The 22554-nt window shown below is 60.3% G+C and carries 20 protein-coding genes; 17 read left to right on the top strand and 3 right to left on the bottom strand.

Annotated elements, in window-relative coordinates; translation table 11 throughout:
• Positions 1-22: 22 nt before the first annotated feature.
• From AB8B31_RS15590 to AB8B31_RS15615, 6 genes are all read left to right on the top strand, one after another.
• Complete coding sequence (locus AB8B31_RS15590) at positions 23-979, top strand: choline ABC transporter substrate-binding protein (RefSeq protein ID WP_018243096.1); 957 nt, start codon at positions 23-25, stop codon at positions 977-979.
• Between the two features lie 72 nt (positions 980-1051).
• On the top strand, positions 1052-1897 hold the full coding sequence (gene choW / locus AB8B31_RS15595) for a choline ABC transporter permease subunit (protein WP_026242356.1): 846 nt from the start codon (positions 1052-1054) through the stop codon (positions 1895-1897).
• On the top strand, positions 1894-2946 hold the full coding sequence (gene choV / locus AB8B31_RS15600) for a choline ABC transporter ATP-binding protein (RefSeq protein ID WP_018243097.1): 1053 nt from the start codon (positions 1894-1896) through the stop codon (positions 2944-2946). The genes choW and choV overlap by 4 nt, the downstream gene beginning before the upstream one ends.
• Before the next feature lie 31 nt (positions 2947-2977).
• Positions 2978-3727 (top strand): HugZ family protein, encoded by a 750-nt coding sequence (locus AB8B31_RS15605; RefSeq protein ID WP_028732941.1) that lies wholly within the window; start codon positions 2978-2980, stop codon positions 3725-3727.
• Between the two features lie 115 nt (positions 3728-3842).
• Entirely contained in the window at positions 3843-4160 is a 318-nt protein-coding gene (locus AB8B31_RS15610; RefSeq protein ID WP_003561417.1) for an ArsR/SmtB family transcription factor, read from the top strand.
• Positions 4161-4515: 355 nt separating this feature from the next.
• Entirely contained in the window at positions 4516-5841 is a 1326-nt protein-coding gene (locus AB8B31_RS15615) for an aspartate aminotransferase family protein (protein ID WP_018446724.1), read from the top strand.
• A gap of 124 nt (positions 5842-5965) precedes the next feature.
• Here the strand turns inward: AB8B31_RS15615 and AB8B31_RS15620 are convergent, their stop codons facing one another.
• Complete coding sequence (locus tag AB8B31_RS15620) at positions 5966-6880, bottom strand: HD-GYP domain-containing protein (RefSeq protein ID WP_028732942.1); 915 nt, start codon at positions 6878-6880, stop codon at positions 5966-5968.
• Positions 6881-7368: 488 nt separating this feature from the next.
• On the opposite strand from AB8B31_RS15620, the gene AB8B31_RS15625 reads away from it, so the two are divergent.
• Complete coding sequence (locus AB8B31_RS15625; protein WP_028732943.1) at positions 7369-8472, top strand: branched-chain amino acid ABC transporter substrate-binding protein; 1104 nt, start codon at positions 7369-7371, stop codon at positions 8470-8472.
• Between the two features lie 119 nt (positions 8473-8591).
• Positions 8592-10289, top strand: a complete 1698-nt coding sequence (gene ade / locus AB8B31_RS15630) for an adenine deaminase (protein WP_028732944.1) — start codon at positions 8592-8594, stop codon at positions 10287-10289.
• 74 nt (positions 10290-10363) lie between these two features.
• On the opposite strand, the gene bglA is transcribed toward ade, so the two are convergent.
• Entirely contained in the window at positions 10364-12010 is a 1647-nt protein-coding gene (gene bglA / locus AB8B31_RS15635; RefSeq protein ID WP_028732945.1) for a beta-galactosidase BglA, read from the bottom strand.
• A gap of 285 nt (positions 12011-12295) precedes the next feature.
• Here bglA and AB8B31_RS15640 point away from each other — a divergent pair, with 285 nt between their 5' ends.
• From AB8B31_RS15640 to AB8B31_RS15670, 7 genes are all read left to right on the top strand, one after another.
• Positions 12296-13876: a peptide ABC transporter substrate-binding protein gene (locus AB8B31_RS15640; protein ID WP_018446729.1), complete on the top strand. Its 1581-nt coding sequence runs from the start codon at positions 12296-12298 to the stop codon at positions 13874-13876.
• A 48-nt stretch (positions 13877-13924) separates the two neighbouring features.
• Positions 13925-14848: an ABC transporter permease subunit gene (locus AB8B31_RS15645; protein ID WP_018446730.1), complete on the top strand. Its 924-nt coding sequence runs from the start codon at positions 13925-13927 to the stop codon at positions 14846-14848.
• Positions 14845-15762, top strand: a complete 918-nt coding sequence (locus AB8B31_RS15650) for an ABC transporter permease (protein ID WP_018243106.1) — start codon at positions 14845-14847, stop codon at positions 15760-15762. Before AB8B31_RS15645 ends, AB8B31_RS15650 begins: the two co-directional genes overlap by 4 nt.
• Entirely contained in the window at positions 15763-16755 is a 993-nt protein-coding gene (locus tag AB8B31_RS15655; RefSeq protein WP_018446731.1) for an ABC transporter ATP-binding protein, read from the top strand. It abuts the gene before it with no gap.
• Positions 16748-17734 carry an ABC transporter ATP-binding protein gene (locus AB8B31_RS15660; RefSeq protein WP_018243108.1) on the top strand — a complete coding sequence of 329 codons (987 nt, stop codon included), beginning with the start codon at positions 16748-16750 and terminating at the stop codon, positions 17732-17734. The genes AB8B31_RS15655 and AB8B31_RS15660 overlap by 8 nt, the downstream gene beginning before the upstream one ends.
• A gap of 162 nt (positions 17735-17896) precedes the next feature.
• Positions 17897-18238, top strand: coding sequence for a hypothetical protein (locus AB8B31_RS15665; protein WP_018243109.1), 342 nt, complete (start codon positions 17897-17899; stop codon positions 18236-18238).
• 193 nt (positions 18239-18431) lie between these two features.
• Positions 18432-19352, top strand: coding sequence for a sugar kinase (locus tag AB8B31_RS15670; protein WP_028732946.1), 921 nt, complete (start codon positions 18432-18434; stop codon positions 19350-19352).
• Between the two features lie 111 nt (positions 19353-19463).
• Here AB8B31_RS15670 and gstI read toward each other — a convergent pair whose 3' ends face one another.
• Positions 19464-19655, bottom strand: a complete 192-nt coding sequence (gene gstI, locus AB8B31_RS15675) for a glutamine synthetase translation inhibitor GstI (protein ID WP_018243111.1) — start codon at positions 19653-19655, stop codon at positions 19464-19466.
• 432 nt (positions 19656-20087) lie between these two features.
• On the opposite strand from gstI, the gene AB8B31_RS15680 reads away from it, so the two are divergent.
• Positions 20088-21128, top strand: coding sequence for a glutamine synthetase beta-grasp domain-containing protein (locus AB8B31_RS15680; RefSeq protein ID WP_018243112.1), 1041 nt, complete (start codon positions 20088-20090; stop codon positions 21126-21128).
• 241 nt (positions 21129-21369) lie between these two features.
• Positions 21370-22551 carry a glycosyltransferase family 4 protein gene (locus AB8B31_RS15685; RefSeq protein WP_028732947.1) on the top strand — a complete coding sequence of 394 codons (1182 nt, stop codon included), beginning with the start codon at positions 21370-21372 and terminating at the stop codon, positions 22549-22551.
• Positions 22552-22554 lie beyond the last annotated feature (3 nt).

Below are 22554 nucleotides of genomic sequence, written 5' to 3' on the forward strand. Positions count from 1 at the left end.
ACTTAAAGACTGGGAGTCTAAAATGAAAACAACAAGCACGTTCAAACTCGTTACCGCAACTGCCGTCGCCGCCCTCTCCGTTGCGACCGCCGCCTTCGCCGCCGATCCCGACAGCTGCTCCACCGTTCATTTCTCGGACGTCGGCTGGACGGATATCACCGCTACCACCGCCACCGCATCCGTCGTCCTGAAGAGCATCGGCTATCAGACCGACATCAAGGTTCTCTCGGTGCCGGTCACCTACACCTCGCTGAAGAACAAGGACATCGACATCTTCCTCGGCAACTGGATGCCGACACAGGAAAAGGACGTCCGGCCCTATCTCGACGACAAGTCGGTCGAATCCTTCGGCCCCAACCTCGTCGGCGCCAAGTATACGCTCGCCACCAACGCCAAGGGCGCCGAGCTTGGCATCAAGGACTTCAAGGACATCGCCGCTCATAAGGACGAGCTGGATGGCAAGATCTATGGCATCGAGCCCGGCAATGATGGCAACCGCCTCGTCATGGACATGATCGAAAAGAACACCTTTGGCCTGAAGGATTTGGAAGTCGTCGAGTCCTCCGAGCAGGGTATGCTCGCTCAGGTCGCGCGCGCCGACAAATCAGGCAAGCCCGTTGTCTTCCTCGGCTGGGAACCCCATCCGATGAACACCAACTTCAAGCTGACCTACCTGACTGGCGGTGACGATATCTTCGGTCCGGATTTCGGCGGCGCCAAGGTCTTCACCAATGTCCGCGCCGGTTATCTCGACGAATGCCCGAATGTCGGCACGATGCTGAAGAACCTGACGTTCTCCCTCGACATGGAGAACCACATCATGGGCAAAATCCTGAACGACGGCAAAGAGCCGGAGGCTGCAGCTTCCGAATGGCTGAAGGCGAACCCCACAGCACTCGAGCCCTGGCTCGCGGGCGTCAAGACCCGCGATGGCAAGGGCGACGCTCTCGCCGCCGCCAAGACCGGCCTCGGCCTCTGATGATACGAACGGGGCGGCTCGCCGCCCCGTTTCATTTTTGTCCGATTGTTGTTTTTCTGGATGGGCGCGCCCTTGAATTGGATCACCGAATTTAAGATTCCCGTTGGCCCCTGGGCCAAATCCTTTGTGGACTGGCTGACCTCGAACGGCGAATGGTTCTTCAACCAGATCGCCTTCCTGCTGTCGAGCGCCATAGACGGCCTGCTCTTCGTGCTGCAGAAGCCTCATCCGCTGATCGTCATCGCGGCCATCACCGCCATCGCCTTTTGGCTGCGCCGCTCGATCGCGGTCGCCGTCTTCACCTGTCTCGGGCTGCTGCTGATCGTGAACCAGGACTATTGGAAGGAAACGACGGAGACGCTCGCCCTCGTGCTGGCCGCCACCTTCGTCTGTATGGTGATCGGCATTCCGCTAGGGATTGCTGCCGCCCGCCGCCCTTGGATCTATGCTGCCATGCGCCCGGTACTCGATCTCATGCAGACCATACCGACATTCGTCTACCTGATCCCGGCGCTCATCCTGTTTGGCCTCGGCATGGTGCCGGGCCTGATCGCCACCGTCATCTTCGCAATCCCCGCCCCGATCCGGCTGACGCGCCTTGGCATCATCTCGACGCCGCCGTCCCTCGTCGAAGCCGCCGTCGCTTTCGGCGCGACGCCGATACAGGTGTTGCGCAAGATCGAGCTTCCCTACGCCACGCCGCAGATCATGGCGGGTCTCACCCAGACCATCATGCTGTCGCTGTCGATGGTTGTCATCGCCGCCCTTGTCGGCGCTCCCGGGCTTGGCGTGCCCGTCGTCCGTGCACTGAACACCGTTAATATCGCCAAGGGCTTCGAGGCGGGCTTCTGCATCGTCATCCTGGCAATCATTCTCGACCGGATGTTCCGCACGGCGGGTGAAGGAGGCGGTGCATGACCGCGGTAAGCTTTAACAATGTCAGCATCATCTTCGGCGATCGGCCGGAAACCGCGCTTGCCATGGTCGATCAGGGCAAATCGCGCGACGAAATCGGCGCCGCCACCGGCTTGGTGCTCGGCGTCGCCGATGCCTCGCTGACGATCGAGGAAGGCGAGATCCTGGTGCTGATGGGCCTTTCCGGCTCCGGCAAGTCGACGCTGCTGCGCGCCGTCAACGGGCTCGCTCCCGTGGTGCGTGGTGATGTCGCCGTCTCCACGACCACCGGCCCCGTCAACCCTTACAGATGCAATGCCAAGGCGCTGCGGGATCTGCGCACGCACACCGTCTCCATGGTGTTCCAGCAGTTCGCTCTCCTGCCATGGCGCACGGTCGCCGAGAATGTCGGCTTCGGCCTCGAGCTCGCCGGCATGCCGGAAGCCGAACGCAAGCTCCGCGTCGGCGAGCAGCTTGAACTGGTCAACTTGACGAAATGGGCGGGCCGCAAGGTCAACGAGCTTTCCGGCGGCATGCAGCAGCGTGTCGGCCTTGCCCGCGCCTTTGCCACCGGCGCCCCGATCCTGCTCATGGACGAGCCTTTCTCGGCGCTCGACCCATTGATCCGCACCCGCCTGCAGGACGAGCTCCTGGAGTTTCAGCGGCGGCTGAAGAAGACCATTCTTTTCGTCAGCCACGATCTCGACGAGGCCTTCCGCATCGGCAATCGCATCGCCATCATGGAGAGCGGCCGCATCATCCAGTGCGGAACGCCGCACGATATCGTCAAGAACCCCGCAGACCAGTATGTCGCCGATTTCGTGCAGAACCTCAATCCGATCAACATGCTGACGGCGGCCGACGTCATGCAGCCGGGCCTTGGCCAGACTGCCGCCGGCATGAGCGTCAGCGCGACGGCCCGCGCCGCGACCCCGCTCATCGATATCCTCGATGCCCTTGCCCGCCAGCCAGGCAGTATCGGCATCGTCGAGAACGGCGCGATCGTCGGCACCATCTCGGCTCAGGATATCGTTGCCGGCCTCACCCGCCATCGCCGCAAGCAGGAAGCTTGATGTTTTCCATCCGCTTTGTCACAAAGTGGATATGAAAGATCAGCCCTCGCCCTTACGCGAAACCGACGACGATGCCCGAAAGCTCGCCCGCGTGCTTCTGCGCTCCGCCAGGCACGCGGCGATTGCCGTTCTCGCCCCCGAGACCGGCTTCCCCTTCGCCAGCCGCGTGCTCGTCGCCACCGATATCGACGGCATCCCCGTCATCCTGGTTTCGCAGCTGTCGGCTCATACCAAGGCGCTCGCCAGAGATCCGCGCGCCTCGCTCCTGACCGGCGAGCCCGGCAAGGGGGATCCCCTTGCCTATCCCCGCCTGACGACCCAATGCCTGGCAGAACCCATCGAGCACAGCAATCCATTCTACGCGCGGATCCGCGCGCGTTTTCTCGCTCGCCACCCAAAGGCGAAGCTTTATATCGACTTTCCTGATTTCCTATTCTTCCGTCTCAAGCCTGAGCAGGCCAGCCTCAATGGCGGTTTCGGCCGCGCCTACCAACTCGATGGGAACGATCTCGTAATCCAGTCGGCCGCGAATGAGGAGATTGCCGCCAGGGCAACAGAGACAGTGCGAGATTTAGTAGAACGCCACCCCGATGTGGAGGAAAGCCTTGCTACCAGGCTAAAGGCGCCGGAATCGGGTTCTTGGCGCATTTGTGGTGTGGATTCCTCAGGTTTCGACATGATTTCCGGCGATTTTCTGCTGCGATACGAGTTCGAAACCCTCGCGGTGGATGCCGATCACATTTGTTCAAACATATCTAAAATAGCATACTCGATACCTTAAATTTAGGTATATACAATCTTCGAGCCCAGTTGCTAGTTTTTGATGTCAGTCAAAATCCCGGCTGGCGGCCTGCGCCAACACACTTGATGTACGTTTCGCATTAGGAAGATAACATATGGAAACCTCTGATTTGGCCGATCACACGAACGTGGCGGCAGCTTTATTGTCGGCCATGGCAAACCCGAAGAGATTGCTGATCCTGTGTAGCCTGGTGAAGGGCGAAGTAGCCGTCGGCGTGCTTGCGACGCAGGTCGGGCTCAGCCAGTCGGCTCTCTCTCAACACCTGTCGAAATTGCGCGCTCAAAAGCTGGTCAAAACCCGCCGGGACGCACAGACCATCTATTATTCGAGCACCTCCGAGCCGGTCATGAAGATCCTGGCAACGCTCGAAGATATCTACCTCGTGCAGAACCGGAATAGATCCGCCGCTTAATGATAGCGCTGACATGAAGTCGGCCGATGCCATGCCGCAAGGGAATGTTCCCGGAGGCTTGGCAACGATATTTCAGCACGTGAACCTTATGGCACGACCGGCAAATTTGCGATTTGCCGGTCGTGCCTTTGCGCGCCCGGTCTTTTGCTCCTTTCGCCGGCGGGGAAAGAATTGCAGCCTGATCGAGCCGAAGCGCTCGCCCCGTGATCGACCGAGACAAGTTGAGCTTCCCGTTAGGAACCTTTCTCGGGACTTTTCCCGTTGACGCCTTGGGAAGCCCTGATAATTTGACCGGGCAGTAAAAATATGGGCGTAAAGCCCCCGGGAAAGGGCCGACAGCGGCCAGGAGAACAGCATGTCCAATCGCCTCAACGCACCGAACGATCTTCGCGCCTTCTGGATGCCGTTTACGGCAAATCGCCAGTTCAAGAAGGAGCCGCGTTTGTTCGTTGGCGCCAAGGACATGTACTATACGACCCATGACGGCCGTCAGGTGCTGGACGGCACCGCTGGCCTCTGGTGCGTCAATGCCGGCCACTGCCGCCCGAAGATCACCGAGGCGATCCGCGAGCAGGCCGGCGAGCTCGATTACGCGCCGGCCTTCCAGCTCGGCCATCCCAAGGCCTTCGAACTGGCAAACCGCCTGGTCGACATTGCCCCTGAAGGCCTGAACCACGTTCTCTATACCAACTCCGGTTCCGAATCCGTCGAGACCGCGCTCAAGGTGGCGCTCGCCTATCACCGGGTGAAGGGCAATGGATCACGGTTCCGCCTGATCGGCCGCGAGCGCGGCTATCATGGAGTCAATTTCGGCGGCATCTCCGTCGGCGGCATCGTCACCAACCGCAAGATGTTCGGCACGCTTCTAACCGGCGTCGATCACATGCCGCACACCCACCAGCCCGGCAAGAACAACTTCACCCGCGGCGAGCCCGAGCATGGCGGTGACATCGCCACCGAGCTGGAGCGTATCGTCACCCTGCATGACGCCTCTACCGTCGCCGCCGTCATCGTCGAGCCGGTGGCGGGCTCCACCGGCGTCTTGATCCCGCCCAAGGGCTACCTGCAGAAGCTGCGCGAGATCTGCACCAAACACGGCATCCTTCTAATCTTCGACGAGGTCATCACCGGCTTCGGCCGCCTCGGCGCCCCCTTCGCCGCCCAATATTACGACGTCAAGCCCGACATGATCACCGCCGCCAAGGGACTGACCAATGGTGTCATCCCGATGGGCGCCGTCTTCGTCACCTCCGAGATCCATGATGCTTTCATGAACGGCCCGGAGCACATGATCGAGTTCTTCCACGGCTACACCTATTCCGGCAACCCGATCGCTTCTGCCGCCGCACTCGCCACGCTCGACACCTATAAGGAAGAGGGGCTGCTGACACGCGCCGCCGAGCTTTCCGACTACTGGGCCGACGCTCTGCATTCGCTAAAGGACTGCCCCAATGTCATCGACATCAGGAACACCGGCCTGATCGGCGCGATCGAACTCGACCCGATCGCCGGCGAGCCGACCAAGCGTGCCTTCACCGCTTTCCTGAAAGCCTATGAAAGCGGCCTGCTGATCCGCACCACAGGCGATATCATCGCGCTCTCGCCGCCGCTGATCATCGAGAAGCACCATATCGACGAGCTCTTCGACAAGCTGCGGACCATCCTGCAGAACAACATCTGAGAAGCTCTGAAATTTCCGGCAAAAGGGCATGCAGCACGTCAAAGTGTTATAGCGCCGCGCGTCTGAAAGGACGCGCGGCGCTATAAGTCCACGCAGGCCGGTTTGTTGCGAAGCTGGATAGACCTCAGGTCACGGCGGCGACGGAAAGGCAGAGGGCGAATTTCTTCAACAGCCGGCGATCGAAATGCCCTTCGTTACCAAGCATCCATTTCAGTGCTTGGCTCGCGCTCCATGGCGCCCTGTACGGCCGCACCGAGGTGATGGCGTCGTAGACGTCGCAAATCGCAGCAATACGCGCATGGAGGCTGACCTGCGCCTCGGAAAGTTTGCGGGGGTAGCCTTTGCCGTCGATACGCTCATGATGGTTGAGGCATACGTCGAGAACGATCTCCGAAATGCCTTCCTGACGCGACAGGATGGCGTGTCCCTTTTCCGGATGGTCGCGGATCATCTTGATCTCGTCCTCGTCCAGGGGGCCTTCCTTGTTGAGTATCTCGAGCGGAATTTCGAGCTTGCCGACGTCGTGCAGCAATCCTGCTGTGCCGAGCATCTGAACAGTCGTCTCGTCAAGTCCGAGATGACGGCTGAAAAGGATCATCAGCGCGCTCACCGAAATCGAATGCAGGAACGTTGCCTCGTCCTTGGATTTCAGACGCGTAACGCTCAGAAAGACCGTGGGATTCTGATCGATAGACTTGGAGACCGAGGAAATCACCGGCGCCACCTGATCGACGCTGATCCCATCGCCATGCTGGAGTCGACCGAAAACGCTTTCCACCACCTGCATGGATTTCTGGATGGTCTCGCGTGCCGCCTTGGTGTCGATCTCGATATTGCCACCTGGCAGGCCGTCAATATCCAGGCCTCTGCTGGTGTTGATGATCACGCCTGTCATGCCGTTCTTGCGAAGTTTCTGGGCATCGATTTCACGGCGCAGAAGAAATCTTCGCTTGGACAGAAAAGGATCGTGCCATGCACCCTCGATGGCCTCTACAAACATTCCGGTGCGCACCTGCCTGGCTTCGACCCGCTTGAGCATCCAGCTCTCTATTCCTGAAATAACTCTCTGTTTATTGTCGACCGTTCTTTTGCATCGCAGCAATATATGCGCGAACAATGGTTCTACTCTAATTGGTAGAATCAAATGTTAATCTCGAAACAGAATTCGAATATTCCGAAAGGCGAAGAGAGCCTCCGCGAAATTCGGCAGGTTTGATCGGCGCACCGCTGACGCGGGGTACCGGCACCCTCCAGAAATCGGCAGACGGCGTCAAAATCGACGATTTCGGACGATTTCGCACGGGATCGCCTCAATTCTCGTTTCATTTTGCTATCAACTTGCGGAATCTCACCAAAATTCCTAGAAATCTTGCCGTTGCACCCATTCGAGCCAAATATGGCCGGAGGGCGCATTGATCGCGCCGATATCGATCGTCCTTGGCACGGCCTTGGGGCCGTTGAACGATCCGGAAAAGTCGGCGCGACGCTTCATCGCGGGTCGAATGACCCCATCCAAGGAGACAGACAATGACCCTCAAGACATTGACGGCGACCCTCGTCGCGTCACTCGCCTTTGCGCCGCTTGCCCATGCCGATATCACCATCGGCCTGATCGCGCCGCTGACCGGCCCCGTCGCTGCCTATGGCGACCAGGTGAAGAACGGCGCTCAGACGGCCGTCGACGAGATCAACAAGAAGGGCGGGATTCTCGGCGAGAAGGTCGTCCTCGAACTGGCCGACGATGCCGGCGAACCGAAACAGGGCGTTTCCGCCGCCAACAAGGTTGTCGGCGACGGCATCCGCTTCGTCGTCGGCCCGGTGACATCGGGCGTCGCCATTCCCGTTTCGGACGTACTTGCTGAAAACGGCGTGCTGATGGTCACCCCGACTGCGACCGCCCCTGACCTGACCAAGCGCGGTCTGACCAACGTGCTGCGCACCTGCGGCCGCGACGACCAGCAGGCCGAAGTCGCCGCCAAATACGTGCTGAAGAATTTCAAGGACAAACGCGTCGCCATCGTCAACGACAAGGGCGCCTACGGGAAAGGCCTCGCCGACGCCTTCAAGGCGACGCTGAACGCCGGCGGCGTCACCGAAGTCGTCAATGACGCGATCACGCCCGGCGACAAGGATTTCAGCGCGCTCACCACCCGCATCAAATCCGAGAAGGTCGACGTGGTCTATTTCGGCGGCTACCACCCGGAAGGCGGCCTGCTCGCCCGTCAGTTGCATGACCTCGCCGCCAACGCGACGATCATCGGCGGCGACGGCCTCTCCAACACCGAATTCTGGGCAATCGGCACCGATGCGGTAGCAGGCACCATCTTCACCAACGCTTCGGACGCCACGAAGAGCCCGGATTCCAAAGCCGCAGCCGACGCGCTCGCCGCGAAGAACATCCCGGCCGAGGCCTTCACGCTCAACGCCTATGCCGCCGTCGAAGTGCTGAAGGCCGGCATCGAGAAGGCCGGCAGCGCCGAGGATGCGGAAGCCGTTGCGACCGCGCTGAAGGGCGGCGAAGAAATCCCGACCGCCATCGGCAAGGTCACCTACGGCGAAACCGGCGACCTGACCTCGCAGAGCTTCTCGCTCTACAAGTGGGAAGCCGGCAAGATCGTTGCCGCCGAGTAAACCATCTCTGACCGTCGACGACCGGGCGCCCTTACGGCGCCCGGTTTCGTTTTGCGGCACTCGCTTGTGGCGGCAGATCGGTTATAAGTTTCGGAATCGGTTGTAATGTGAGCAATGCCATGACCACCAAGCTCGAACGTCTCATCGACCAGGGCGTCGGCCGCGTGCCGGCCGATATCGTGCTGAGGGGCGGCCGTTTCTTCGATCTCGTTACCGGCGAACTCGTCCTGTCGGACATTGCGATCGGCGCCGATCGCATCGTCGGCACCTCAGGCAATTATGATGGCGAGACCGAAATCGATATATCGGGCAGGATCGTCGTTCCCGGCTTCATCGACACGCATCTGCATATCGAATCTTCGCTCGTCACACCGCATGAATTCGATCGCTGCGTCCTACCCTACGGCGTGACGACCGCGATCTGTGATCCGCACGAAATCGCCAATGTGCTCGGAACCGCCGGCATCGAATTCTTTCTCGAATCGGCGCTGGAGACGATCATGGACATCCGCGTCCAGCTCTCCTCCTGCGTTCCGGCGACGCATCTCGAAACCTCCGGCGCCGATCTGCCGATCGAGCGCCTCCTGCCCTACCGCCACCATCCGAAGGTCATCGGCCTTGCCGAATTCATGAATTTCCCCGGCGTGATCCACAAGGATCCCGTCTGCATGGCCAAGCTTGATGCCTTCCAGGGCGGCCATATCGACGGTCACGCGCCGCTGCTGTCCGGCAACGATCTTAACGGTTACCTCTCGGCCGGCATCCGCACCGAGCACGAATGTACGACCGCCGCCGAAGCGCTGGAAAAGATCCGCAAGGGCATGCATATCCTCGTGCGCGAGGGTTCGGTATCCAAGGATCTCGCGGCGCTGATGCCTATTATCACCGAGCGGCTTTCCCCTTACCTGGCACTCTGCACCGATGACCGCAATCCGCTCGATATCGCCGAACAGGGCCATCTCGATCATATGATCCGCACGGCGATCGCAAGCGGCGTCGAGCCCCTGGCGATCTACCGCGCCGCCTCGATTTCGGCCGCCCGCGCCTTCGGTCTCAGGGACCGCGGCCTGGTCGCGCCGGGCTGGCGCGCCGATCTGGTGGTTCTCGACAGCCTGGAAAACTGCCGCGCCGACATGATCTTCTCCGCCGGTCGCCGCGTCACCGATGCGCTCTTTTCTTCGCGCAAACCGGTTGCCCCAATCGGCCTCGACAGCGTCAAGGCCCGGCCCGTCAACGCCGCCCATTTCGGCGTCCCGGTCGCCGAGGGCGAGACGCCTGTCATCGGCGTCATGCCGGGCAAGATCATCACCGAGCATCGCCGCTATCGCCTGCCCGTCAGGGGCAACGAGACGACGGTCGATCTCGCCAACGATATCATCAAGGTCGCCGTCATCGAGCGCCACGGCAGGAACGGCAACCATGCCAACGGCTTCGTCCAGGGCTTCGGCCTGAAGAAGGGTGCGATCGCCTCGACCGTCGGCCATGACAGCCACAATATTTGCGTGGTCGGCGTCAGCGAGGACGACATGGCCTGCGCCGCAAACCGCCTTGGCGAGATCAAGGGCGGCTTCGTCGTCGTCGAAGACGGCAAGGTCACCGGCGAAATCGCCCTGCCCATCGCCGGTCTTATGAGCCTCGAGCCCTACGAGACGGTTCGCGACATCCTCCACCATCTGCGCAAGGCCGCCTTCGCGCTCGGCGCCACGCTGGAAGAACCTTTCCTCCAGCTCGCTTTCCTACCGCTGCCGGTCATCCCGCACTTGAAGATATCCGACCGCGGCATGGTGGATGTGGACAAGTTCGCGCTCATCGGGTGATGCGAATGAAACAGGGCTGGCTCGGTGGTGGACAACCTCTCGGCGGTCGCCTTCAGAGACACAGCAGTCGAACATCAAACCCGCGCGCAAAACCCGTCGAGCGCCGCAAGCTTCACTGACCCCGCGCCCGCTACCGCCTCGAAGCCCGGCATCTCAAGCGGTTCCCCGAGCACGATGCCAATAGGCAGGCGGAATTCCGCCGGTTTGCGCGTCAGGTTGAAAACGAAGAGCAGTTTTTCTCCGTCCTTTTCGCGGGTGAAGGCGAGCAGGTCCTGGTTGGTGCCGATGAAGGCCATGTCGCCGTCGACCAGCGCCGGATGGCTCTTCCGGAATGCAAGCGTCTTGCGGTAGTGGTGCAGCACCGAGCTATCGCTCGCCTCCTGCGTATCGACGGAAAGTGCTGCCTGCTCGTAAGGCACCGGCAGCCAGCTCTTTTCCGCGGATGTGAAGCCCGCATGCGCCTTGCCGGCTTCCCAGGGCATCGGCGTGCGGCAGCCGTCGCGGCCCTTGAAGGCCGGCCAGAAGCGGATACCGTAAGGGTCGCGCAGATCCTCGAAGGCGAGCTCTGCCTCCGGCAGGCCGAGTTCCTCGCCCTGATAGAGGCAGATCGAGCCACGTAGCGCCGCAAGCACCGAGACCGCCAGCTTGGCGATGACGGGCCGTTCTTCCTCCGTCCGCGCGAAACGGCTGACATGGCGCATGACGTCGTGGTTGGAAAAAGCCCAGCAGACCCAGCCGTCCGTGACTGCCTTGTCGAACGCCTCGACGCAGCCGCGAATATGCTCGGCGGTGAAATCCGGTCCGAGCAGATCGAATGTGTAGCACATGTGCAGCTTGTCGCCGCCACTCGTATAGGCGCCAACCGTCTTCAGCGAACGCGCGCCATCGCCGACTTCGCCGACAGTCGTGCGATCCTCGTACTGATCGAGCAGCGCCCGGAAGCGCTTGAGGAAATCGACATTTTCCGGCTGCGTCTTGTCGTAGAGGTGGTTCTGCATGCCGTAGGGATTGCTGTCGGGCGCATCAAGGCCTGCGTCATCCTCATCCGGCTCATGCGGCGGATTGCTCCTGAGCTGCTTGTCGCAGAAATAATAGTTGACCGTATCCAGGCGGAAACCGTCGACGCCGCGGTCGAGCCAGAACTTCACCGTCTCGAGGACCGCATCCTGCACGGCCTTGCTGTGGAAGTTGAGGTCCGGCTGCGAGGTCAGGAAATTGTGCTGGTAGTATTGCCGGCGCACGCCATCCCATTCCCAGCCCGGCCCGCCGAAAATCGACAACCAGTTGTTCGGCGCCGTACCATCCGGCTTCGGATCGGCCCAGACATACCAATCCGCCTTGGGATTGGTCCGGCTCGATCGGCTCTCGACGAACCAGGGATGCCGGTCGGAGGTATGCGAGATCACCTGGTCGATAACAACCTTGATGCCGAGCCTGTGCGCTTCGGCCATCATCTCGTCGAAATCGGCGAGCGTCCCGAAGATTGGATCGACGTCGCAATAATCGGAAACGTCGTAGCCCATGTCGGCCATCGGCGACTTGAAGAAGGGCGAGAGCCAGATCGCGTCGACGCCGAGGCTGGCTATATGCGGCAGCCGGCGGGTGATTCCCCTGAGATCGCCAAGACCGTCGCTGTTGGTGTCCTGAAACGAGCGCGGATAGACCTGATAGATCACCGCGCCGCGCCACCAGTCCGCACTCCCGCCTGCCTGCAATGCCATCGGCTACATCTCCTGCCTCGTTTGCGCTCGCCACACTAAAGCGGACAAAACAAAAGACAACCGGGTGAAGCTGTGATGAGAGCGTGGCGGATGTCACGGCGCGTCGTCGCGATCCGACAAGGAGGAGACGTATATAGGCTTGTCCACAACCCGTTTCCAACCTCCGGATTTGGGGTTGCAACGCAAAGCCTTTGCGATAATGTGCGCGCTGACCTGCACGTAAGAGGTCAAACACCGGGAACAAATGTCTAATAAAGGCGAAAAGCCTAGAAAGGTGGACCCACCATGAACCATTTCGCGAAAAAATTTCTCGCCTCTGCAATGCTTGGCACATTGCTGGCGTTTTCGGCCCATGCGGCCACGCTCAACATTCACAATGGTGGCGACCCGCAGTCGCTCGATCCGCAGAAGCTTTCCGGAGACTGGGAAAACCGTATCGCCGGCGACATTTTCGAAGGCCTCGTCACCGAGGACGCCAAGGATAATCCGATCCCCGGCCAGGCCGAAAGCTGGACGATTTCGCCTGATGGCAAGGTTTACACCTTCAAGCTTCGCGACGGCATCAAATGGTCAGATGGCCAGCCGGTAACGGCAGGAGACTTCGTCTTCGCCTTCCAGCGCCTCGTCGACCCGAAGAACGCCGCTGACTATGCCTATCTGCAGTTCACCATCAAGAACGCCGAAAAGATCAACAAGGGTGAGATCACCGATCTCAACGAACTCGGCGTCAAGGCGATCGACGACAAGACGCTCGAAATCACCCTCGAAAATGCCACCCCCTATTTCATCAATGCGCTGATGCATTACACCGCCTACCCGCTGCCGAAGCATGTCGTCGAGGCGAAGGGCCAGGATTGGGTCAAGATCGGCAACATTGTCACCAACGGCCCCTACAAGCCGGTCGAATGGGTTCCGGGCTCGCACGTCACAACTGTTAAGAACGACCAGTGGTACGGCGTAAAGGATTTGAAGATTGACGGCGCGAAGTTCTTCGTGCTGGAAGATCAGGAAGCTGCACTGAAGCGTTACCGCGCCGGCGAATTCGACATCATGACCGATTTCCCGGCCGACCAATATCAATGGATGCAGAAAAACCTGCCAGGCCAGGCGCACGTCGCGCCGTTTCTTGCCAGCTATTACTATGTCGTAAACGCCCAGAAACCGCCCTTCAACGACAAGCGTGTGCGCCAGGCTCTTTCGATGGCAGTCAACCGTGAAGTGATTGGTCCGCAAATTCTCGGCACCCAAGAACCACCCGCCTATTCCTGGGTTCCGCCAGGCACCGCCAACTATGGCGAACCAGCCTATGTCAGTTGGAAGGATCTGCCCTATAGTGAGAAGGTAGCGGAAGCTAAGAAGTTGCTGACGGAAGCCGGCTTCGGCCCAGATCATCCGCTAAAGGCGCAGCTCCGTTACAACACCAACGACAACCACAAGCGCGTTGCCGTCGCGATCGCCTCCATGTGGAAACCGCTCGGCGTCGAGGTTGAACTTTATAACACCGAAACCAAGGTGCATTACGACGAAATGCAGCGCGGTCAGGTAGAAATCGGTCGAGCAGGCTGGATCGCCGACTACAACGATCCAGATAACTTCCTGAACCTGCTAACAACAGGCGTCTCGATGAATTACGGTCGCTGGAGCAATCCCGAGTACGACAAGCTGATCAAAGAAGGAAACACCGAAACGGATGTCGGTAAGCGCGCTGAAATCTTCAAGAAGGCCGAGCAGTTGGCTCTGGACGACAGCGCTGCCATTCCGCTCTACTACTATGTTTCGAAGAACGTCGTTTCTCCAAAGGTCGAAGGCTTCGTCGACAATATTCAGGACATCCACCGCACCCGCTGGCTGTCGATGAAAGAGTAAGGGAAAACGGCTCTTCCCGGCACATCGGGGAAGAGCCGGCCCACGATCATGATCAAATACGCTCTCCGTCGATTGCTGTCGACGATCCCCGTCCTGTGGATCGCCATTACAGTTTGTTTTTTCGTTTTGCGCCTTGCCCCCGGCGGCCCTTTCGATGGCGAAAGGCCATTGCCGCCGGTGATCCTAAAGAACCTTGCGGCCCACTATAATCTCGACAAGCCTCTCATCGCGCAGTACCTGATCTATGTCGGCGATGTGCTGAAAGGCGATCTTGGGCCTTCCTTCGCCAACGAAGATTTTTCTGTCGCCCAGCAGATCATGATCGGTCTGCCCTATACCTTTACCATCGGTACGGCTGCCTTCCTGATTGCCATCATCGTCGGTGTCGCCGTCGGCTGTCTTGGGGCGCTCTATCAGAACAAGGCACCGGATTATATTCTGGGCGCGCTCATTCTGATCGGCGTCGTGCTACCGAACTTCCTGATCGCGCCCATCCTGCAGCTCGTCTTCGGCATCCATCTCGCGTGGTTTCCAGTCGGCGGCTGGGGTGACGGCTCGATCAAATACCTCATCCTGCCGATCGTCGTTCTCGCCCTGCCGCATGCCGGCCGTATCTCGCGCATCACGCGCGGCTCGATGATCGAGGTGATGAACCAGAATTTTATCCGTACCGCCAAGGCAAAGGGCATCGGCCCGCGACTGACGGTCATGCGCCACGCGCTGAAGCCCGCCTTGATGCCGGTCGTCTCCTATTTGGGTCCGGCAGCAAGCTATCTTCTCACCGGCTCGCTTGTTGTCGAGAGCATCTTCGGATTGCCCGGCATCGGCCGCTATTTCGTCAACGCAGCGCTGAACCGTGATTACGGCATGGTTCTCGGCACGGTCATCTTCTACATGGTGCTGATCGTGTTCCTGAACCTTCTCGTTGATATCGCCTATGCGTGGCTCGATCCGAAAGTGAGAAACAGATGATCCTCAACCCCGCAAAACGCGAGCTGCTCGCCCAGGAGCTGCTGGCGGCGGAAGGCCTGGCACCCGAAAGCCGCTCGCTCACCAAGGATGCGTTGCGCCGCCTCGGCCGCAACAAGGCAGCCGTCCTGTCGATCGTCGTCCTGACGCTGCTGATCCTCGTCGCCTTCATCGGCCCCTGGTTCATTCCCTTCAACTATGAGGATCCAGACTGGGCGGCCTTCCGGATCCCGCCCTCGTTCGAGACCGGTCATTATTTCGGCACCGACCCGAACGGCCGCGACCTTCTCGCCCGCGTCCTCTACGGCACTCGCGTCTCGCTGGCCGTGGCGCTGACGGCGACCGTCGTCTCCGTCTTCATCGGCGTGCTCTACGGTGCGGTATCGGGATATATCGGCGGCAGGCTGGATGCGATCATGATGCGCTTCGTCGACATCATGTATGCGCTTCCCTATATCCTCTTCGTCATCCTGCTGATGGTGATCTTCGGCCGCAACGTCTATCTGCTCTTTGCCGCCATCGGCGCGCTGGAATGGCTGACCATGGCCCGCATCGTTCGCGGCCAGACGCTATCGATCAAGCATCGCGAATTCATCGAAGCGGCCCGCGCATCCGGGCAGCGGCCGTTCAAGATCATCATCAAGCACATTATCCCGAACCTCGTCGGACCCGTGGTCATCTTCGCAGCATTGACGGTGCCTGAAATCATCGCCACCGAAAGCTTCCTTTCCTATCTCGGCTTCGGCGTGCAGGAACCGCTGACCTCGCTCGGCACGCTGATCGCCGAGGGGACCGATGCCATGGAAAGCATGCCTTGGCTGCTGGTCTTCCCGGCAAGCTTCCTCGTGGCCCTGCTACTCAGCCTGCTGTTCATCGGCGACGGCCTGCGCGACGCGTTCGACCCGAAGGATCGTTAAATGACGGATACCCTCCTCGAACTCAAAGACTATTCGATCACCTTCAAAACGCCGGACGGTGAGGTGAAGGCAGTCTCGAACATGAACCTGACCGTCAAGCGCGGCGAGCGCATCGCCATCGTCGGCGAATCCGGTTCCGGCAAGAGCCAAACCTTCCTCGGCATCATGGGCCTGCTCGCCAAGAACGGCAAAACGACGGGAAAGGCGCTGCTCGAAGGCAAGGACGTGCTGGCGCTGAAACCGCGCGAGCTCGACCAGATCCGCGGCAAGGACATGGCGATGGTCTTCCAGGACCCGATGACCGCCCTCAATCCATCGCTGAAGATCTCCCGGCAACTGACGGAGCAGCTCGAGGTTCACGGCGGGCTGACGGCGCGCGCGGCATCCGCCGCCGCACTCGACATGCTGAAACGCGTCGGCATCCCCGATCCGACACGACGCTTCCATCTCTACCCGCACGAGCTCTCCGGCGGCATGCGCCAGCGCATCGTCATCGCCATGGCGCTGCTCACCCGGCCGAAGCTTCTGATCGCCGACGAACCGACGACGGCGCTCGACGTCACCATCCAGGCGCAGATCCTCGATCTCTTCAACGACCTGACGGCGGAGATGAACACAGCGCTCGTCATGATCACCCACGATCTCGGCGTCGTTGCCGGCCTCGCCGACCGCGTCGCCGTCATGTATGCCGGCCGCATCGTCGAGGAGGCTCCGGTCGACGAACTCTTCGACAATCCGGCCCATCCCTATACCGCAGCACTGCATGCCTCGATCCCGCGCCCTGACCAGGATGTTGACGACCTCGTCGTCATCCCCGGCCGTCCGCCAAACCTGAAGCACCTGCCGAAGGGCTGCAATTTCTCGCCGCGCTGCTCGCAGGTCCAGGACGATTGCATCGACCGGCCGCCGCCGCTCGAAACGCTGGCACCGCACCATTGCGCCGCCTGTTACCACCCCTTCCCGCGTCGCGAGGAGCTGTTGAACCATGGCTGAACGATCGCTTCTGAGGGTCGAGAACCTGACGACCCAATTCGAACTGCCGGCAAAAGGCCTCTTCAAGCCGCCAATCTTTCTCACAGCCGTCAACAATGTCAGCTTCGACCTCAGCGAAGGCCGCACGCTTGGCATCGTCGGCGAATCCGGCTGCGGCAAGTCCACGCTCGGCCGCTCCATCTTGCGGCTTTTGAAATCGCAGAAGGGCCGCATCCTCTGGCAGGGCCGGAACCTGCTTGACCTGTCGGATGAGGAAATGCGCGCCGCGCGCCGCGACATGCAGATCATCTTTCAGGATCCGATCGCCTCGCTCGACCCGCGCATGACGGTCGGCGACATCATCGCCGAGCCGCTCACCGTCTTCGAGCCGAAACTCTCCAAAGCCGAGCGCACCGAACGTGTCCGCGAGATCATGACCGCCGTCGGCCTGGTGCCGGAAATGATCAACCGCTATCCGCACGAATTCTCCGGCGGCCAGGCGCAACGCATCGGCATCGCTCGCGCGGTCGTCACCAAACCGAAGCTCATTATCTGCGACGAGCCGGTTTCGGCCCTCGACGTCTCGATCCAGGGTCAGGTCATCACGCTCCTGCGCAAGCTGCGCAAGGAATTCGGCCTGACGCTGATCTTCATCAGCCACGACCTCTCCGTCGTCCGCCTGATCTCAGATGATGTGCTGGTGCTCTACCTCGGCAGGGTGGTGGAAGCCGGCGACTGCGCCACCGTCTTCGATCATCCGGCCCACCCCTATACGCAGGCGCTCTTCTCCGCCGCGCCCATCCCGGATCCGAAGCTTGCGCGCCTGCGAACCCGCATCCGCCTGCAGGGTGACCCACCCTCGCCGCTCAACCCGCCGAAAGGCTGCGTCTTCTCACCGCGCTGCTGGAAGGCGACCGACATCTGTCGCACCGAAATGCCGCCGACCGAGGAGGTCCGCCCCGGGCAGAAGGCCGCCTGCTATCATATGGACAGGCCATGAACGGAAAGACGGCCGCCCAGGCGGCCGTCGCCTTGAATGTCCGACCGCCGTCCATCTCGGGACGAAGCGGACTATTTTTGGATCTAAGGTCCCCGATAAGAAAGATTTTATGAGCCAATGCTATCCCATTTCGGCCTAATCGCAAGCCAGGGGAACGCATACATGAAATCGAAAATATCAGCTTTGATCGCACTCGCCGCCACGATGATCGCCGCCTCCGCGGTTTCGTCACATGCCGAAGATCTGAACTTCAAGCTCACCAACGGGACGAACTCCGTCCTGACACGTTTCTACAGCTCGCCGACCGGCGTCGGCGAATGGGAGGATGACGTCTTCGGTGACGACGTTCTCAATCCGGGCGAAAGCATCGATATCACCATCGCCGATGGCCGCACCGTCTGCAAATACGACATGCGCTTCGAATTCGAAGAAGGCTCAAACCTCGCAACCACGGAAGATACGCAAGATCTTTGCGCGATGGGCAGCTACACCATCCACGAATAGGCGTCCTTCTGAAAGCCCGCCTTCGCCTCGCCCGCGAAGACGGGCTTCATCTCCTGTAATATCGACGCTTGTCACTCTGCCCGGCTCCGCGTATCAGCGAATGAAGACCTGCGGATAATCCGCCAATTCAAAGTGATAGAGTGTCCCTAGCGCGTCCTGTTGGATCCGCAGCGCTCTAAGCCGGGAGGACAAGGTGAGCAGACGGTTTCTATCGATCGGTGAATGCATGGTGGAACTCTCGCAGGCAGGCGACGGCCTGCTGCGCAAAGGCTTTGCCGGCGATACCTTCAACACCGCCTGGTATGCCCGCGCCTGCCTTGCCGACGACTGGTCGGTCGATTATTTCACCGCCCTCGGTGACGACGCCATGTCGGACGAGATGCTGGCCTTCATCGACACATCAGGCATCGGCACGAGCCTCATCCGCCGCATCAGGGGCAGGACGCCCGGCCTCTATATGATCAATCTGAAGAACGGCGAACGTTCCTTCAGCTACTGGCGCGACAGCTCGGCAGCCCGCAGCCTGGCGGCTGATCCGGACCGCCTGCGCGAGGCGGTGGAGAGCGCTGCCGTCATCTATTTCTCCGGCATCACCCTTGCCATCCTGCCACATGAGGATGCCGAGACTTTGCTTGCCGAAGTCCGTCGCGCCAAGGCCGCCGGCAAGCTCGTCGTCTTCGATCCGAACATCCGGCCGCGCCTCTGGTCGAGCTACGACGTGATGCACACGACGATCAGCGAAGGCGCCCGCTCCTCCGTGCTCGTCATGCCGAGCTTCGACGACGAGGCGGCCCATTTCGGCGATGATTCCATTGAGGCGACGATCCACCGCTATCGCGCACTGGGCGCCGTCGATATCGTCGTCAAGAACGGCGCTGACGGTGTCACGCTGAATTTTGCCGGCGAGCAAACATTCGTTCCGGCCGAAAAGGTGAAGAAGGTGGTCGACACGACCAGCGCCGGCGACAGCTTCAACGGCGCCTTTCTCGCAAGATACCTCGAAGCAGGCGATGCGCCTGCCGCCGCCCGCTTCGCAGCAAAGGTCGCTGCCCGCGTCGTCAGCGAACATGGTGCATTGGTCGTAAGGGAAAAGCTCGGATTGGATGGCGGCTAGCCGCACGTGCTGACGCAGTACGAACGCCATGCACAGGCGCTTCCGCCTTGTCGGCATCGTTTGCTCCGCTGATCCCCCTCAAATCGATCCGATTTCAGGGGTCATACGAAATTAGGACTTCGTCGGCCGATCGGACTCGCGAACTGCCTCGTCATGGTACCAGCAGCTGTCGAGCGCAGCATCGCAGACGTCTGCTGCCTCGCGCTCCATCAGCCTGGCGCGTTCGAACCGGTTGGCGTTTCGTATCGCCTTCACGGGAAACTGGTAGATCGTTGCGGATTCACGATGGAAACCGGTGGGCATGAGATCGCCTCCATTCAGTTCGGCGCATCAACATTTCAGGACCATCTACATAGCACAATGCACATAGTTTATGCAAATTGCACAAAATAAGGGCAATGTTACAATTGTGATCGGTCGGCATGCTGTCTCGGCTAAAAGCTTCCGATAATTTGTTTAACACTTCATCATTTCAGCCTAACGCCGCAATTTTCATCCAGTTCCAGATGGGAAAAGTGCGTTTTGATGGGCGATACCGCCTGTGAGCGTTAAAAACAGCCCGATTTTCCAAAAGAGAAAAAATCGGCCGGCACGCTGATTCGCGATTTTTCTTTTGCGTGGCGCCAAAACTGGCACGCTACGTGCTTTTAAAGCGTCATCCCTGGCGGTCGGATGCGCTTGCGCGCCGAGATCACCTCCGGATTTGCTCACCTTCGTAGCATTGAGAGAGTCACGATGACAAAATATAAGCTCGAGTATATTTGGCTCGATGGGTACACTCCGGTACCGAACCTGCGTGGCAAGACGCAGATCAAGGAATTCGACGCATTCCCGACGCTGGAACAGCTTCCGCTCTGGGGCTTTGACGGCTCCTCGACACAGCAGGCTGAAGGCCGCAGCTCCGATTGCGTGCTGAAGCCGGTCGCCATCTATCCCGACCCGGCCCGTACCAACGGCGCTCTCGTCATGTGCGAAGTCATGATGCCGGATGGCGTCACGCCGCATGCATCGAATGCCCGCGCCACCATCCTCGACGACGAAGACGCCTGGTTCGGCTTCGAGCAGGAATATTTCTTCTACCAGAACGGCCGCCCGCTCGGCTTCCCTGAGCAGGGCTACCCCGCTCCGCAGGGTCCGTACTACACCGGCGTCGGCTATTCGAACGTCGGCGACGTTGCCCGCGAAATCGTCGAAGAGCATCTCGACCTCTGCCTCGCTGCCGGCATCAATCACGAAGGCATCAATGCCGAGGTGGCCAAGGGCCAGTGGGAATTCCAGATTTTCGGCAAGGGCTCCAAGAAAGCCGCCGACCAGATCTGGATGGCACGCTACCTCTTGCAGCGCCTGACCGAAAAATACGGCATCGACATCGAGTATCACTGCAAGCCGCTCGGCGACACCGACTGGAACGGCTCGGGCATGCATTGCAACTTCTCGACCAAGTACATGCGCGAAATCGGCGGCAAGGCCTATTTCGAAGCGCTGATGGCGCAGTTCGAAAAGAACCTGATGGACCACATCAACGTCTACGGTCCTGACAACGACAAGCGCCTGACCGGCAAGCACGAAACGGCACCGTGGAACAAGTTCTCCTACGGCGTTGCCGACCGTGGTGCTTCGATCCGCGTTCCGCACTCCTTCGTCAAGAACGACTACAAGGGCTATCTGGAAGATCGCCGCCCGAACTCACAGGGCTGCCCCTACCAGATCGCTTCGCAGGTTCTGAAGACGATCTCGGAAGTTCCGACTGCAAGCTCGGCTTCCGCTGCCGCTTAACCTCCCAAACGGCGCCGGTCCTGGACCGGCGCCGTTATTCTTTGTGCATGAAAACCGCCGCCCGCCGCCGACATAATCGAGGCGATCAGGCCAGCGAAAGCCCCTGCAATCCTTGCAATATGGGCTGTAATATTTCCATCATGGTCATGCCTCAAAATAAGCAAGCGGGAATCGCCGTTCCGGAACCCCGCTGAGGGGTTGAGCGTTGCCAGATCACTGCGACGCGGATGGAAATCGTGACATGCTGCAACGTCCGGCAAACACTTATAGCGGCGAGAGCTGGGCCAATGCCGCAGCCGCCGGAAACCTGCCCGAAAGGCTGGTGATCGTTACCGATGCCTGGCACCCCCAGGTCAACGGCGTCGTGCGCTCGATCGAGAACACCAATCGCGAACTGGCGAAGATGGGCGTCGAGGTTTCGATGGTGACGCCGGAGCGCTTCAACAGCATCCCCTGCCCGACCTATCCTGAGATCCGCCTATCGATCGCCAATTACCGCCGCATCGCCCGCGAGATCGAAAAGCACAATCCCTCCTACGTGCATATTGCCACCGAAGGTCCGCTGGGGCTGACCGCCCGCCGCTGGTGCCTGAAGAACCGCATGCCGTTTTCGACGAGCTACCACACCCGCTTTCCGGAATACGTCTCCGCGCGCCTGCCCATACCGAAGAGCTGGCTCTATTCCTTTGTCCGCTGGTTCCACAATGGCGGCGCAGGCTGCATGGTGGCGACACCGAGCCTTGCCCGCGAACTTTCGGAAAAGGGCATCCGCAACCTCATGCCCTGGAGCCGCGGCATCGACGCCACGCAGTTCCGTCCGATGGCGCTCGAGGAAAACCCGTTCGGCCTGCCGCGTCCGATCTTCATGACCGTCGGCCGCGTGGCGCTGGAAAAGAACCTGCCGGCCTTCCTCGATCTCGACCTGCCGGGTTCCAAGGTCGTCGTCGGTGACGGTCCGGCCCGCGCCGAGCTCGAAAAGCAATATCCCGACGTCTTCTTCGCCGGCGTGCAGTTCGGCGAGGATCTGGCGAAAGCCTATGCCCAGGCCGACGTCTTCGTCTTTCCCTCGCTCACCGACACCTTCGGCAACACCATCCTCGAAGCACTGGCATCGGGCGTGCCGGTCGCAGCCTACCCGGTCACCGGCCCGCTCGACATCATCGGCGAGGACAGTGACGTCGGGGCGCTCGACGCCAACCTGCAAGCCGCCTGCCTTGCCGCCCTCTCCGCCTCGCGCAGCAAGGCGCGTGAACTCGCCATGCAATATTCCTGGGAAGCGGCGACACTGCAGTTCATCAACAATATCCGCGCCGCCAACGGCGTCATCACGCCGAAATGGAGGAAGGCCTGGCAGTTTGCCAAATCGCTTCCAAGAAGCAGAAAGCCCGGCGAAACCGCCGGGCCCCTCCCGTCCGCAGACTGATTG

It is taken from the genome of Rhizobium sp. 62_C5_N11_2 (assembly GCF_051811185.1).
Classification (GTDB): domain Bacteria; phylum Pseudomonadota; class Alphaproteobacteria; order Rhizobiales; family Rhizobiaceae; genus Rhizobium; species Rhizobium leguminosarum.

Excerpts from the sequence above, each read along its gene's own strand:
- AB8B31_RS15590 (WP_018243096.1), top strand. The coding sequence starts at position 23 with ATGAAAACAACAAGCACGTTCAAACTCGTTACCGCAACTGCCGTCGCC.
- choV (WP_018243097.1), top strand. The coding sequence starts at position 1,894 with ATGACCGCGGTAAGCTTTAACAATGTCAGCATCATCTTCGGCGATCGG.
- AB8B31_RS15605 (WP_028732941.1), top strand. The coding sequence starts at position 2,978 with ATGAAAGATCAGCCCTCGCCCTTACGCGAAACCGACGACGATGCCCGA.
- AB8B31_RS15610 (WP_003561417.1), top strand. The coding sequence starts at position 3,843 with ATGGAAACCTCTGATTTGGCCGATCACACGAACGTGGCGGCAGCTTTA.
- AB8B31_RS15615 (WP_018446724.1), top strand. The coding sequence starts at position 4,516 with ATGTCCAATCGCCTCAACGCACCGAACGATCTTCGCGCCTTCTGGATG.
- AB8B31_RS15620 (WP_028732942.1), bottom strand. The coding sequence starts at position 6,880 with ATGCTCAAGCGGGTCGAAGCCAGGCAGGTGCGCACCGGAATGTTTGTA.
- AB8B31_RS15625 (WP_028732943.1), top strand. The coding sequence starts at position 7,369 with ATGACCCTCAAGACATTGACGGCGACCCTCGTCGCGTCACTCGCCTTT.
- ade (WP_028732944.1), top strand. The coding sequence starts at position 8,592 with ATGACCACCAAGCTCGAACGTCTCATCGACCAGGGCGTCGGCCGCGTG.
- bglA (WP_028732945.1), bottom strand. The coding sequence starts at position 12,010 with ATGGCATTGCAGGCAGGCGGGAGTGCGGACTGGTGGCGCGGCGCGGTG.
- AB8B31_RS15640 (WP_018446729.1), top strand. The coding sequence starts at position 12,296 with ATGAACCATTTCGCGAAAAAATTTCTCGCCTCTGCAATGCTTGGCACA.
- AB8B31_RS15645 (WP_018446730.1), top strand. The coding sequence starts at position 13,925 with ATGATCAAATACGCTCTCCGTCGATTGCTGTCGACGATCCCCGTCCTG.
- AB8B31_RS15650 (WP_018243106.1), top strand. The coding sequence starts at position 14,845 with ATGATCCTCAACCCCGCAAAACGCGAGCTGCTCGCCCAGGAGCTGCTG.
- AB8B31_RS15655 (WP_018446731.1), top strand. The coding sequence starts at position 15,763 with ATGACGGATACCCTCCTCGAACTCAAAGACTATTCGATCACCTTCAAA.
- AB8B31_RS15660 (WP_018243108.1), top strand. The coding sequence starts at position 16,748 with ATGGCTGAACGATCGCTTCTGAGGGTCGAGAACCTGACGACCCAATTC.
- AB8B31_RS15665 (WP_018243109.1), top strand. The coding sequence starts at position 17,897 with ATGAAATCGAAAATATCAGCTTTGATCGCACTCGCCGCCACGATGATC.
- gstI (WP_018243111.1), bottom strand. The coding sequence starts at position 19,655 with ATGCCCACCGGTTTCCATCGTGAATCCGCAACGATCTACCAGTTTCCC.
- AB8B31_RS15680 (WP_018243112.1), top strand. The coding sequence starts at position 20,088 with ATGACAAAATATAAGCTCGAGTATATTTGGCTCGATGGGTACACTCCG.
- AB8B31_RS15685 (WP_028732947.1), top strand. The coding sequence starts at position 21,370 with ATGCTGCAACGTCCGGCAAACACTTATAGCGGCGAGAGCTGGGCCAAT.